The sequence below is a fragment of the Micromonospora sp. NPDC047134 genome (genome assembly GCF_040643455.1).
Lineage (GTDB): Bacteria > Actinomycetota > Actinomycetes > Mycobacteriales > Micromonosporaceae > Micromonospora.
In genome coordinates this window covers 95,709-107,923 of the sequence record NZ_JBEYUI010000008.1, presented here as the reverse complement: position 1 = coordinate 107,923, position 12,215 = coordinate 95,709, and the positions used below count along the sequence as shown (strand labels likewise).

The window sequence follows — 12,215 nt, the reverse complement described above, 5'->3', positions numbered from 1 at the left end:
CGATGACCAGCAGCGGCGACCGACCCGACGACCGAATGGATGCCTGGCAGGTCCGGGAAGCGAATGTCTGGCGGGTGCTGCCCTTCGGAGGGCTGATCGTTGGCACGCTGCTGGCCGTCTTCGCGCCGACGCCGCGCGGTCTCCCGTTGGCGGCCACCCTGCCCGTCGCCGTGGCGGCTGCCTGTTGGATCGCCTGGTTCATCACCCTGCACCCGCGCTGGCAGAGCCGGCGTGCGCTGATGACGGTCTACTACCTCGGGATGCTCGCGATCGCCGCCGTGCTGGTGGTCGCCAGTCCGTGGTACGGCTTCTTCGCCTGGATCGGCTATGTGCACGCGTTCTTCCTGCCCGGCAGGTGGCGGATCGCCGGGGTCGTCGTCACCGCCGTGCTGCTGGCCACCTCGCAGAGCGGCGGCCTACCGGTCGTGTCGTCACATTGGGCGATCTGGCTGGTGATGGTGTTCTTCAACGTGACGATCGCCGGGGCGGTCAGCTGGTTCGCCTACGTCTCCGAGCACCAGGGCGAGAAACGCAAGCGGCTGGTGGCGGAGTTGGCCGCCGCCAACCGCCGGCTCACCGAGACGGTACGGGAGAACGAGGGTCTGCACGCCCAACTGGTGACCCAGGCCCGGGAGGCCGGGGTGCTGGACGAACGGCAGCGGATGGCCCGGGAGATCCACGACACCCTGGCCCAAGGGCTCACCGGCATCATCACCCAGTTGGAGGCGGCCGAGCAGACCCGGGACCGGTCCGGTGACTGGCGGCGGCATGTGGACAATGCCCTGGCGCTGGCCCGGGAGAGCCTCACCGAGGCCCGTCGCTCGGTCCGCGCCATCCGTCCCGAGCCGCTGGAGGCCGCTAGGCTGCCCGATGCCCTGACCGAGCTGGGTGGACGCTGGTCGGCCCGGCACGGGGTACGGGCCGAGGTCAACACCACCGGCACCCCCCGGCCGCTGCATCCGGAGGTCGAGGTGACCCTGCTGCGAGCCGCCCAGGAGGCGTTGGCCAATGTGGCCCGGCACGCCGCCGCCTCCCGGGTGGGGTTGACACTGTCCTACATGTCGGATGTGGTGACCCTTGATGTCCGGGACGACGGCACCGGCTTCGACCCCGAGGCTGCCGCACCCAGGCCGGACGGCGGCTACGGGCTGACCGCCATGCGGCAACGGGTCACCGAGGTCGGGGGGCGCCTCGATGTAGAGTCCGAGCCGGGGGGCGGCACCGCCATCTCCGCCTCCGTACCGGCGCTACCGGGAGGTGCCGGTTGACCGAGCCGATCCGGCTGTTGATCGTCGACGACCATCCGGTGGTGCGGGACGGGCTGCGCGGCATGTTCACCGGCGATCCCGGGTTCGAGGTGGTCGGTGAGGCGGCCGACGGGGCCGAGGCGTTGGCGTTGGCCGCCCGGCACCATCCCGACGTGGTGCTGATGGACCTGCGGATGCCCGGCATGGACGGGGTGACCGCGATCGGCCGACTGGTCCGCTCGGACAGTACGGCGAAGGTGCTGGTGCTGACCACCTACGACACGGATGCCGACGTGCTGCCCGCGATCGAGGCCGGTGCCACCGGTTACCTGCTCAAGGACGCCCCCCGCGACGAACTGGTCCGGGCGGTACGCGCCGCCGCCCGGGGTGAGTCCGTGCTCTCCCCCGCCGTGGCGGGTCGGCTGATGGGCCGGCTGCGCGCCCCGGCGGAGGAGCCGCTGAGCCACCGGGAACTGGAGGTGCTCACCCTGGTGGCGCGCGGCTCGACCAACCGGGAGGCCGCCGCCCAACTGTTCATCAGCGAGGCCACCGTCAAGACCCACCTGCTGCACGTGTACGCCAAGCTCGGGGTCAACGACCGGGCCGCCGCCGTGGCGGTCGCGTACGACCGGGGTCTGCTGACCCCCGGCGGACGCTGACCGTGCGGGCCGCCCGACTGATCTCCTTGCTGCTGCTGTTGCAGGCCCGGGAGGCGATGACGGCGGCGGAACTGGCCCGGGAGCTGGAGGTCTCCGAACGGACGGTGTACCGGGATGTCCTGGCGCTTTCCGCCGCCGGGGTGCCGGTCTACGCCGACCGGGGTCGGGCCGGGGGTTACCGGCTGCTCGGCGGGTACCGGACCCGGCTGACCGGGATGACCCGGGATGAGGCGGAGGCCCTCTTCCTCACCGGGCTGCCCGGCCCGGCCGGGGACATGGGGTTGGCCGAGGCGGTGGCGGCGGCCGAGTTGAAGGTGCTCGCCGCCCTGCCGCCGAGCCTGCGCGACGCACCCACCCGCACCGGGCAACGGTTCCACCTGGAGGTGCCCGGCTGGTACGCGCCGAGCGAGCCGCCGCCCTGGCTGGCCGAGCTGGCCGGGGCCCTCTGGCGGGACCGGGTGGTGACCCTGCACTACCAACGCGCGGACGGGTCGGTGGTCCGCCGGGTCTGCCCGTACGGTCTGGTCCTCAAGAGCGGCATCTGGTATCTGATCGGCCGGGTCGACAGGGACCTGCGCACCTACCGGGTGGACCGGATCGTCGGGGTGCAGCAGCACGAGGAGACCTTCGACCGGGAGCCGGACTTCGACCTGCCGGGATACTGGCGGACCCAGGCGGAGGCCTTCCTGCGGGGGATGCTGCGGGCCGAGGTGCGGATCCGGCTGAGCCCCGCCGGTCTGCGCCAGCTCAAGCACCGCAGCGACATCCCCTTCGGGTACGCCGAGGCGGTCGCCACCGCCGACGAACCCGACGGGCAGGGCTGGGTGACCACCCGGCTGCCGGTCGAGTCCGTCGAGGTGGCATACACCCAACTGCTCGGGCTGGGTCCGGAGGTGGAGGTGCTGGACCCACCCGAGCTGCGGGCCCGGCTGGCCGAGGCGGCGAGGCGCACCGCCGCCCTCTACACCGCCCCCACCGACTGATGGTGGATCGCTTCCGTCAGCGGTAGCCGGTGACGTCGGCCGGATTGCCGGAGTCGACCACCTCGGTGATGTAGCGGTAGGCGTCCGGTCGGCTGCCGTCCAGGTCGGTGAAGCCGTACACCTTGGACAACTCTCCGGCGGAGACGGACTGCCCGCTCCACCGGGCGTGGTCCGGGTCGGCGGCCAGGGCGGCGACCGCCCGGCCGACGAAGGCCGGGGTTTCCGAGATGAGGAAGTGCGGGTCCTTGGCCGCGCCGTCGCGCCAGTTGGCCTCGGTGACCCCGAAGTGCTCCAGCATCGCCTCGGAACGCAGCCAGCCCGGGGTCAGGGCCACCGCCGTGCCGCCGTACGGCCTGAGTTCGTGCGCCCAACTGAAGGCGAGCCGGTTCACCGAGGTCTTGGCCAGGTCGTAGAAGACCGACAGGCGGTAGTTCTGCTCGTTGTACGCCCGGGTGCCGTCACCGATCTCCACCACCAGGCCACCCGGGCGGCGGATCAGCAGGGGCATCGCGAAGTGGCTGGTGATGATGTGGGTGTCGACCGCCAGCCGCAGGGTACGGAACCCTGCCTCCAGCGGCTGCTCCCAGACCGGCTTCTCCCAGCTGATCAGGGGGTCGGCACCCCACACGTCGTTGACCAGCACATCGAGTCGGCCCTGCTCGGTGTCGATCCGCGCGATGAGGTCGCGTACCTGGTCGGGGACCAGGTGGTCCACCCGGACGGGAATGCCGGTGCCCCCGGCCACGGTCACCAGTTCGGCGGTCTCCTCGATGGTCTCCGGGCGGTCCAGCTCGGAGGGGCCGACCGCCCGGCTGCTGCGGCCGGTCGCGTAGACGGTGGCGCCTGCGGCACCCAGTTGCACGGCTATCTGTCGGCCGGCGCCCCGGGTAGCCCCGGCCACCAGCGCCACCGTTCCGGTAAGCGGTTTCGTCATGGTCGCCACGCTGCCAGCAGAGCCTGACAACCGATGTCAGGTTTTGCGGAGAACCCTTGATCCGGCATGCTCGCCGACATGCACCTGCTGCTCTCCGGCATCGTCGGCTCGGTGGCGTACGGGCTGGCGGGGCCGGGCTCGGACGTCGACCGGATCGGGGTCTTCGCCGCCCCCACGGTCGCCTTCCACGGCCTGCACCCGCCGAAGGAGTCCGTGGTCACCACCGACCCGGACCTCACCCTGCACGAGGCCCGCAAGTGGTGTCGGCTGGCCCTTAGCGGCAATCCGACCGCCAGTGAGCTGGTCTGGCTCCCGGACGACTGCTACGAGACCCGTACGGAGTTCGGCGAGGGCCTGATCGGCATCCGGTCGGCCTTCCTCAGCGCTCCCCGGGTCCGGGAGGCCTACCTGGGCTACGCCGCCCAGCAGTTCCGCAAGCTGGAGTCCCGGGGTGACGGGACCTTCTCCTCGGACACCCGACGGCGCACCGCCAAGCACGCCCGGCACCTGGCCCGGCTGGTGCACCAGGGCCGACTGCTCTACGCCACCGGGGTACTGGAGATCCGACTAGCCGATCCGGGCTGGTTCCGCGACTTCGGGGACCGGGTGGCCGGGGGCGCCCTGGCGGAGGCGCGGGCCCTGCTGGCCGAGGCCGAGAGCGACCTCGACCGGATCCGCACCCCGCTGCCGGACCGGCCGGACGAACAGACCGTGGAACGCTGGCTGCTGGACGTGCGCGCCGCCCACCTGCCCCGCTGACCGGCTTTGAGTCGTCATGGACGGACCGGGCGGTTCACCCGTTGAGGAACTCGGAGATCCGGGCCCGGACGTCGGCGCGTTCCGTCCAGAGCACCCCGGGGCGGGCGTACCGGTGCAGGGTGGCCTGGGGCAGGGCGGCGGCGAGCTGCTCGGCGATCTCCAGGGGGTGCAGGTCGTCCCCTTCGCAGGCGATGACCAGCGCCGGTGCGGTGACCGACGCCAGCGCCCCGGCGTCGTCCAGGGGCGCCTGCCCGGGCAGGTCGGCCAGACCGACGGCCAGACCGTCGCGCAACAGGTGATCGAGCCGCTGCCGCAGGTACGCCCACCCGGCCGGGGTGTTGCGTACGGCCGGTGGGATCTCCGCCGCGACCACCTCGGCCACCGCGGAGGCGTCTCCGCTCTCCACCGCGGACAGCAACTCCAACAGCCGGGTCCGGGCGACCGGCCCTCGTGGCTGGTCGAGCGCCGCCGGCAGGAAGAAGACCAGCCGCTCGAAGCGGTCCGGGCTCTCGGCGAGCAGCCGGCACAGGGCGCCCGCGCCGAGGCTGGCACCGAAGGCCCGGGTGGCACCGGAGAGGTCGGCGACCGCCCGCAGGTCCCGGGCCAGGTCCAGATAGCTCCACACCCCCTCGGGCGCATCCGAACGACCGTGGCCCCGGAACTGGAAGAAGACCTTCCGGCCGGTTACCCCGCTGCCGAAGGGGCGGGTCACCGCTATGCCGTTGCCCAGCCCGTGCGCGAACACCGTGACCGGATCACCGGTGCCGGTTACCAGCCGTTCCAGTCGTACGCCGTGGGGGGTGGCGACCAGTTCCGTGTCCGGCTCGGGTAGCGCCGGGCGTCCGCTGCGTGGTCCACCCGGGCCGGGACCCCAGGTGCGCGGCCCGCCGTCCGGTGGTGGTGGCCAGCGGAAAGCCCTCACCAGGATCCTCTGTTGTCACCCAGTTCGCGTAGGCCGACCCGGACGTCGAGCAGGTAGATCAGGGCCGCCGCGATGCCGATCAGCCCGAAGATGCTGAGGGTGGTCTGGGTGAGCAGAGTCAGCAGCAGAGTGACCGCCAGAATGGCGATCCAGCCGCCCTTCGGCAAGGTGCCGATGGCGGGGAAGGCGTCGGAACGCTGCGTGATGGCGTGCACGAGAGCGACCCCCTGCACGATCAGTGCGAACACGAACAGGATCAGGTCGATCACGGTACGGACATCGAAGGCGAAGATCGGCGCGGCGTAGGCCATGACGGCAAGCTTATGCCGACGACCCCGGATCCGTCCGACAGGACGGTGACCGGGATCGTCGGCAGGTGATCATTCGGCGGCCGGGCGGGTCCGCTTGGTGGTCGCCGGTGCCTTCGCCGACGGCGTAGCCGTCCGCTTGGCGGCCGGCTGCCGGGTGGTCGCCTTGGCGCGGGTGGTCGCCTTGGCGCGGGTGGTCTTCTTGGCCGGCTTGGCCTCGGCGATCTCGGCCACCTCGGCCGGGCTGGGCACCTGCTCCGACTCGCCGGCCGTGGCCTTCTTGGCAGCCGTGGCCCGCTTGGCGACGGTCCGCTGGGCGGTGCCGGTCGGCTCGGTCGTGGCCGGCTCGGTCGTGGCGGTCGACTCGCTCGTGGTGATCGCGGACTGGGTGGCCTCGATGTCGGCGTTCACCGTGTCGGCGGCCTCCAGCACACCCGCACCGACCACCCGCTCACCGCGCGTCACCAGCTTGCCGTACGCGGCCAGCGCCCGCTCCTGCGCGACCTGGGCACCGGCGACGACCACGGCGGCGTTGCGGGTCGCCAGGTCGCGCAGCCGGTCCAGGTCAGCCGCCTCGCGCAGCCGGTTGAACTCGGCGTTCTCCCGCAGGCGGTCCAGATCGGCCACCTCACGCAGCCTGTGCAGGTCGGCAGCCTCCCGCAGCCGGTGCAGGTCGGCGTTGCGGCGCAGCGACTCGGCGGTCAGGTTGGCGTTGCGCAGCTTCTCGTTGGCCTTCTGGCGCAGCTCGAAGCCGGTGACGACGGCCTTGCCGCCCAGTTCGTTGGCCACCCGGCTGCCGTCGTTGACGACCCGGTCGCGCAGCTCGGCGACCACGGTGGGCAGCTTGCGCAGCTGCTCCAGGGCCAGCTCACCGGCACCGGCGGCGGCGTAGATCGGAGCGGGGATGCGGTTGGTCTTCGGCTGGCTCATGACTTCTCCTCTTCGGCCGCGTCGGCGGCCTTGCGGACCACCTTGCGGGCGGCCTTCTTGACGGGGCGGGTCGGCGCCGGGGCGGGACCCGCTTCGGTCACGGCAACCGACTCAAGGACTGCCTCGGTCGGGGTGGGACCGGCTTCGGTCACGGCAACCGACTCGAGAACTGCCTCGGTCGGGGTGCCCTCTGCGGTGGTGGGCCCGGTAGCAGCCAGGTTGGCCACATCGGGCGCGGTGACGGTCGGATTGACGTCGCCACTGGTCTCGATGTCCGTAGCCCGGCCAGGCCCACCCGGGGCGGCCTCGCCCTCAGCTTGACCGGCGCTGCCTGATGCACTGCCAGGTCCACTGGCGGCGGAGTCGGCCTCGGGGCCGGTGGTGGCGGATTCGGCCGCAGCGGTCGCCTCGGCCAGCCGGAGGTTCTCCCGGCGGAAGGTCTCGTATATCTGGGTGAGGGACTGCTTCTGGGCCATCGTCAGGTCCGGATCGACCGCGATGGCGGCAAGCACCCCCTGGCCTTCCTTGTCATCGAGCAGGCCGGCCCGCAGGTACATCGCCGGGGTGGAGACCCGCAGCGCGCTGGCGAGCTGCTGAAGCACCTCGGCGCTGGGTCGACGCAGCCCTCGCTCGATCTGGCTCAGGTAGGGATTGCTGACCCCGGCCTGCTCGGCAAGCTGACGCAACGAGATCTTCGCGTTCCGCCGCAGGTCACGAATGAACCCGCCGACATCGGGAAGGTCCTTGGAAGTGGCCATGACTCAACGCTAGCTCGCCCCGCTAGCACCCTGCAAGCAAAGTGCTAGCCACAGTTAGCAGCGTCTCACCACCCCTCAGCCCTTCCACCCACCCACCCCCCACCCCAGCCCGTCGATCATGCACTTCCTGTCGGCACAAAACCTCCCATAGGGGGTCATATTGGCGACCAAAAGTGCAAGATCGACGGGGAGAGGCCGCCCGGGTCATGGCCCGTCGACCGCCGCAGCGGGCGCGGGCGGGAGGGCGAGGGCGGGAGGGCGAGGGCGGGGCGGGTGAGGGCGGGTGGGGGTTACCAGAGGGGGCGGGTGGCACCTACGGGGAGGCCGCCGCCGAAGAGGGGGGTTTCGGTGAACTCGGTCAGGACCGGGGCTTCGACTCCCAGGCGGCGTAGGGCGGCGGACAGGACGGGCATCCGGGCTCGGCCGGCGCCGTCGTCGATCTTCAGGGCCAGAGCGCCGACGCCGGGCAGAGCTGCGGCGATCACACCCTCCGCGCCCACCTTGGCCAGCAGTCCGGGTACCCCGCGCATCAGCCGGGTGTCGTCCGCCTCGGTGCCACCGACGATCTGCGGGTACGCCCGCATGGCGTCGGCCACCGTGCGCTCCACGGTGCCGGTCTCGGCGCTCACCAGGCGCAGGTACGCCCGAGCCAGCCCGGTCAGGGACAGCGCAAGCACGGGTGCCCCGCACCCGTCCACCCCGACCGCCGCCGCCTGCTCACCGGTCAGTTCCTCGACCGCGTCGCGCAGCCGCTGCTGCAACGGGTGCTCCGGGCGCCAGTAACCCTCCACCGGCCAGCGGGCCGAGCGGCAGGTCAGCAGCATCCCGGCGTGCTTGCCGGAGCAGTTCATCTGGATCCGGGTGGGGCCGCCCCCGGCCCGCAGCACCGCTTCCCGCGCCTGCTCCCCGACCGGCAGGTCCGGCGGGCAGTGCAGGGCCTCCTGGTCCAGCCCGGCGTCGGCCAGCAGCCGGGCCACCCGGGCCAGGTGGAACTCCTCCCCCGCGTGACTGGCCGCCACCAACGCCAGGTCGGCGGGGTCGGTCAGCGGCAGCCCGGCCCGGATCATGCCGACGGCCTGCATGGGCTTGTTGGAGGAGCGCGGAAAGATCGGGGCGCTGACGTCACCGGCCGCGTCGACCACCGCACCGGTGCCGTCCAGCACCACCACCGAGCCCCGGTGCAGGCCCTCCACGAAACCGGACCGGACCACCTCGGCAAGCGGAACCCCACCCGCGTACGTGTCTGCCACGATGTGGACGGTACCGATGATCGATCGGCCGCCGAGGCCGGGGTGAGCAGGTACTCCACCTCCGGGTGTACAGCCACGCCGGGCGGGGTCAGCCCTTACCGGCCGAGCAGTTCGCGGGCCTGGGTGGTGTTCAGCGGGGGACGCTGGGCGAGCTGGGCGAAGCCGACCGCCCGGGCGACCAGCTGCATGTTCGACTCCACCGGGCGGCCCTTGGCGTACGTGACGGTGTCCTCCATGCCGACCCGCAGGTGACCTCCGGCCGACAGCGAGGCCAGCATCACCGGGATGCTGCTGCGCCCGATCCCGGTCGCCGAGAAGGTGGTGCCCTCCGGCAGGTCGCGCAGCATCTGCTGGGCCGCCACCAGGGTGGCCGTGGTGCCGGGCATCCCGCCAGGCACCCCCATCACGAAGTCCACGTGCACGTGGCCGCCGTGCGGCAGGCCGTACTTGTCGAGCAGGCGGCGCAGGGCGGTCAGGTGACCCAGGTCGAAGATCTCGTACTCCGGCACGATGCCGCGTTCCTGCATCCGGGTGTGCAGGTCGACGATGAACTCCCAACGGTTGAGGAAGACGTCGTCACCGAAGTTGACCGTACCCATCGTGCAGGAGGCCATGTCCGGCGCGGCGTCCAGTACGGCCAGCCGGTCGGCCTCCGGGTCGGTGACCGCGCCCCCGGTGGAGAGCTGCACGATCAGGTCGGTGCTCTCCCGCAACGCCGCCACGGTGGCCCGCAGTCGGCCCAGGTCCAGGGTGGGTCGGGCGTCCTCGTCGCGGATGTGGACGTGGATGATCGAGGCGCCGAGCGCCTCGCACTCCTTGGCGGTGAGCAGCAGCTCGTCCAGGGTCACCGGCAGCGCCGGTACCTCCGTCTTGGCCGACTCCGCGCCGGTGGGGGCAACCGTGATCAACGTCCCTGTTGTCATGCCGGCGATCCTAGAACGCCCGCCGCAGGTGCTGGTGTTAACAGGGGGCCCGGCCTCTACCGGAGGCGTTAATAAGGTGCCCTTCCTTACACCCGGTCGATGGCGGCGGTGCTCTCGGCCACCCGCAGCACGGCGTCGTCGGGTACGGAGCGCTTGACCACCGCCAGGGCGATCTGACCCAGCTCGTGGTGATGCACCGCGGTGCCGACGAAGCCGACCGTACGACCGTCCAGCTCGACCGGGGTGCCGGCGGTGGGCAGTTGGTCCGTGGTGATGCCGTCCAGGTGCAGCAGGACCAGCCGACGCGGCGGACGGCCCATATTGTGCACCCGGGCCACCGTCTCCTGCCCCCGGTAGCAGCCCTTGTCCAGGTGTACGGCCGGGGCGATCAGGTTCACCTCGGCGGGGATGGTGCGGTGGTCGGTGTCGACACCCACCCGGGCTCGGCGGGCGGCCACCCGCACCGCCTCGTACGCCCACAGGCCGGCGACCGGCACCCCGCCGTCCCGCAGCCGGGTGACCACCTGGTCCATCGCGGCCCGGGGCACCAGCAGGTCCACCCCCAGGGGCCCGCGCCGGGCCCACCCGCCCAGCGGCAGGGGCTTGACCTCGTAGCGGGCGGTGGGCCGGGTCGGCACCTCACCGGCACGGAACTTGGGGCCGGGTACCCCGGTGAGGTCCGGTTCGGCCAGGGCGGGCAGGTCCAGCAGGGTCAGGGCCTCGGCCGCCCGGGGCCCGACCAGGGAGAGCAGGGCCTGCTCGGCGGTGGCGTCGCGCGGCTCGACCTGGCTGAAGAACCGCATCTTCTCCAGGAAGGTCAGCAGCCCTTCGGCGGCGCCCGGTTCGGTGTCCAGCCAGGTGGTGTCGCCGTCCTCGGCGACCATGGCGTGTTGCTCGATGTGGCCGTGCGGCGAGAGCACCAGCAGTTCGGTGCCCTGCCCGGGGCCCAGGTCGGCCAGGTGCTGGGTGGTGAGGGTGTGCAGCCAGGAGATGCGGTCCGCCCCGGGCACCGCGATCACCCCCCGGTGGGAGCGGTCCACCAGGCCGACCTCGGTGTCGAGCAGTCGTTGCTCGCGCATCGGGTCGCCGTAGTGGGCGGCCACCCCGCGTACCCCGGCCGCCGCGTGGGCCGGCTCCGGCTGGTCGCGGCTGGCCTCGTCGAGGCGTTCCACGGCGACCGCGCCCGCGATGTCGATCATTCCTGACTCCCGTCTCCACACCGTGCGCAGTTGCCGAAGAAGGAGACATGGCCGATGTCCACCCGGAAGCCGCGTTCCCGCGCCAACTGCTCGGCCAGGGGGCGCATCAGCTCCGGATCCACCTCGTCGATCGCCCCGCACTCCCGGCAGACCAGGTGGATGTGCTGATCCTCACCGGCGGCGTGATAGGTCGGCGACCCGTGCGACAGGTGAGTGTGGGTGACCAGGCCGATGCGTTCCAGCAGTTCGAGAGTGCGGTAGATGGTGGTGATGTTGACCCCGGCGGCCACTTCGCGTACGGCCGTGTGCACCTGCTCCGGCGTGGCATGCCCCAGGTCCAGCACCGCCTGCAGAATCAGCTGGCGTTGCGCCGTCAGCCGGAGGCCACGGGAGCGCAGCAGTTCCGCCAGGGAGGTTTCGGACATTCTCCGATCATAGTTCGGCCGTCTCGGAGGCGTCCGATCGAGACCGCCGCCCCTCTATCCTGCCCAGCTATGGAGGCCACACGGATCGGCGTACTGGGTCGGGGACTGCTGTCGATCGACGAGCCGGTGTTGCGCGGCGACGACCTGGGCGTGCTGCGCGGCGACGGGCTGTTCGAGACCATGCATCTGCGGGGTGGGCGGCCCTGGCTGCTCAAGGAGCACCTGGCCCGGCTGCGGGCCGGTGCCGCAGCGGTGGAGCTGACCCTGCCGGACGACGCGGTCCTGGTCGAGCTGCTGGACACCGTGGCCGCCGGGTGGCCCGGCGAGGTCGAGGGCGCCTTGCGGCTGGTCTGCACCCGCGGGCCCGAGGGGGGCGGGGAACCCACGGTGTACGCCACCCTGGCCGCCGTGCCGGCCGCCGCCCGGCAGGCCCGGCGCGAGGGGGTGCGGGTGGCGACCCTGAATCTGGGGGTACCCGCCGAGGCCCGCCCCGAGTTGGACTGGCTGCCCACCGGGATCAAGTCGACCTCGTACGGGGCGAGCACCGCGGCCCGCCGGTGGGCCGCCCGAGCCGGGGTGGACGACGTGCTCTGGGTCTCCTCCGACGGCTATCTGCTGGAGGGGCCGACCGCCAATCTGCTCTGGTCGACCGGGGACACCCTGTGCACCGTGCCGGCGGCCCGCACCGGCATCCTGCCCGGCACCACGGTCGCCTGGCTGCTGGCCCACGCCACCGAGGTCGGCTATGACCCCGCCGAGCGCATGGTCACCCGGGCCGAGCTGCGGGAGGCCGACGCCGTCTGGCTGGCCTCCTCCGTACGCGGCCTGGTGGAGGTGCTGGTCCTCGACGGGGAGCCGCTGCCCCGCAGCCCGCGTATCCACGCGCTGCGGGAGCTGCTCGGCTTCGAGCTGCCCTGA

General features: G+C 72.2%; 14 protein-coding genes. 5 read left to right on the top strand and 9 right to left on the bottom strand.

Annotated elements, in window-relative coordinates; all coding sequences use genetic code 11:
* Positions 1-2 precede the first annotated feature (2 nt).
* Genes ABZ795_RS12895 through ABZ795_RS12885 form a run of 3 tightly spaced genes read left to right on the top strand, consistent with a single transcriptional unit; the run spans position 3 to position 2,889 of the window.
* Positions 3-1,268, top strand: a complete 1,266-nt coding sequence (locus ABZ795_RS12895) for a sensor histidine kinase (protein WP_357530420.1) — start codon at positions 3-5, stop codon at positions 1,266-1,268.
* Positions 1,265-1,906, top strand: coding sequence for a response regulator transcription factor (locus ABZ795_RS12890; RefSeq protein ID WP_357530419.1), 642 nt, complete (start codon positions 1,265-1,267; stop codon positions 1,904-1,906). Before ABZ795_RS12895 ends, ABZ795_RS12890 begins: the two co-directional genes overlap by 4 nt.
* Positions 1,907-1,908: 2 nt before the next feature.
* Entirely contained in the window at positions 1,909-2,889 is a 981-nt protein-coding gene (locus tag ABZ795_RS12885; protein WP_357530418.1) for a WYL domain-containing protein, read from the top strand.
* 16 nt (positions 2,890-2,905) lie between these two features.
* Here ABZ795_RS12885 and ABZ795_RS12880 read toward each other — a convergent pair whose 3' ends face one another.
* Positions 2,906-3,823: an SDR family oxidoreductase gene (locus ABZ795_RS12880; protein ID WP_357530417.1), complete on the bottom strand. Its 918-nt coding sequence runs from the start codon at positions 3,821-3,823 to the stop codon at positions 2,906-2,908.
* 78 nt (positions 3,824-3,901) lie between these two features.
* Here ABZ795_RS12880 and ABZ795_RS12875 point away from each other — a divergent pair, with 78 nt between their 5' ends.
* Positions 3,902-4,582 carry a nucleotidyltransferase domain-containing protein gene (locus tag ABZ795_RS12875; RefSeq protein WP_357530479.1) on the top strand — a complete coding sequence of 227 codons (681 nt, stop codon included), beginning with the start codon at positions 3,902-3,904 and terminating at the stop codon, positions 4,580-4,582.
* A 34-nt stretch (positions 4,583-4,616) separates the two neighbouring features.
* Here the strand turns inward: ABZ795_RS12875 and ABZ795_RS12870 are convergent, their stop codons facing one another.
* The 8 genes from ABZ795_RS12870 to ABZ795_RS12835 form a co-directional block, all read right to left on the bottom strand.
* A complete protein-coding gene (locus ABZ795_RS12870; RefSeq protein ID WP_327023904.1) occupies positions 4,617-5,504 on the bottom strand; it encodes an alpha/beta hydrolase in 888 nt (295 codons plus the stop codon).
* Positions 5,501-5,815, bottom strand: coding sequence for a DUF2516 family protein (locus tag ABZ795_RS12865; RefSeq protein ID WP_327023903.1), 315 nt, complete (start codon positions 5,813-5,815; stop codon positions 5,501-5,503). The genes ABZ795_RS12870 and ABZ795_RS12865 overlap by 4 nt, the downstream gene beginning before the upstream one ends.
* A gap of 69 nt (positions 5,816-5,884) precedes the next feature.
* On the bottom strand, positions 5,885-6,742 hold the full coding sequence (locus tag ABZ795_RS12860; protein ID WP_357530416.1) for a hypothetical protein: 858 nt from the start codon (positions 6,740-6,742) through the stop codon (positions 5,885-5,887).
* The gene (locus ABZ795_RS12855; RefSeq protein WP_357530415.1) at positions 6,739-7,500 is read right to left on the bottom strand and encodes a helix-turn-helix domain-containing protein; all 762 of its coding nucleotides are present in this window, start codon (positions 7,498-7,500) and stop codon (positions 6,739-6,741) included. Before ABZ795_RS12855 ends, ABZ795_RS12860 begins: the two co-directional genes overlap by 4 nt.
* A gap of 290 nt (positions 7,501-7,790) precedes the next feature.
* A complete protein-coding gene (locus tag ABZ795_RS12850) occupies positions 7,791-8,771 on the bottom strand; it encodes an asparaginase (protein WP_357530478.1) in 981 nt (326 codons plus the stop codon).
* Positions 8,772-8,845: 74 nt separating this feature from the next.
* Positions 8,846-9,673, bottom strand: coding sequence for a 3-keto-5-aminohexanoate cleavage protein (locus ABZ795_RS12845; protein WP_357530414.1), 828 nt, complete (start codon positions 9,671-9,673; stop codon positions 8,846-8,848).
* An 86-nt stretch (positions 9,674-9,759) separates the two neighbouring features.
* Positions 9,760-10,872, bottom strand: coding sequence for a folate-binding protein (locus tag ABZ795_RS12840; protein ID WP_327023899.1), 1,113 nt, complete (start codon positions 10,870-10,872; stop codon positions 9,760-9,762).
* The gene (locus ABZ795_RS12835) at positions 10,869-11,297 is read right to left on the bottom strand and encodes a Fur family transcriptional regulator (RefSeq protein ID WP_327023898.1); all 429 of its coding nucleotides are present in this window, start codon (positions 11,295-11,297) and stop codon (positions 10,869-10,871) included. Before ABZ795_RS12835 ends, ABZ795_RS12840 begins: the two co-directional genes overlap by 4 nt.
* Positions 11,298-11,366: 69 nt before the next feature.
* On the opposite strand from ABZ795_RS12835, the gene ABZ795_RS12830 reads away from it, so the two are divergent.
* Positions 11,367-12,215: an aminotransferase class IV gene (locus ABZ795_RS12830; RefSeq protein ID WP_357530413.1), complete on the top strand. Its 849-nt coding sequence runs from the start codon at positions 11,367-11,369 to the stop codon at positions 12,213-12,215.

Coding starts and splice junctions, on each gene's coding strand:
- ABZ795_RS12895 (WP_357530420.1), top strand. CDS start 3: ATGACCAGCAGCGGCGACCGACCCGACGACCGAATGGATGCCTGGCAG.
- ABZ795_RS12880 (WP_357530417.1), bottom strand. CDS start 3,823: ATGACGAAACCGCTTACCGGAACGGTGGCGCTGGTGGCCGGGGCTACC.
- ABZ795_RS12875 (WP_357530479.1), top strand. CDS start 3,902: ATGCACCTGCTGCTCTCCGGCATCGTCGGCTCGGTGGCGTACGGGCTG.
- ABZ795_RS12865 (WP_327023903.1), bottom strand. CDS start 5,815: ATGGCCTACGCCGCGCCGATCTTCGCCTTCGATGTCCGTACCGTGATC.
- ABZ795_RS12860 (WP_357530416.1), bottom strand. CDS start 6,742: ATGAGCCAGCCGAAGACCAACCGCATCCCCGCTCCGATCTACGCCGCC.
- ABZ795_RS12855 (WP_357530415.1), bottom strand. CDS start 7,500: ATGGCCACTTCCAAGGACCTTCCCGATGTCGGCGGGTTCATTCGTGAC.
- ABZ795_RS12845 (WP_357530414.1), bottom strand. CDS start 9,673: ATGACAACAGGGACGTTGATCACGGTTGCCCCCACCGGCGCGGAGTCG.
- ABZ795_RS12840 (WP_327023899.1), bottom strand. CDS start 10,872: ATGATCGACATCGCGGGCGCGGTCGCCGTGGAACGCCTCGACGAGGCC.
- ABZ795_RS12835 (WP_327023898.1), bottom strand. CDS start 11,297: ATGTCCGAAACCTCCCTGGCGGAACTGCTGCGCTCCCGTGGCCTCCGG.
- ABZ795_RS12830 (WP_357530413.1), top strand. CDS start 11,367: ATGGAGGCCACACGGATCGGCGTACTGGGTCGGGGACTGCTGTCGATC.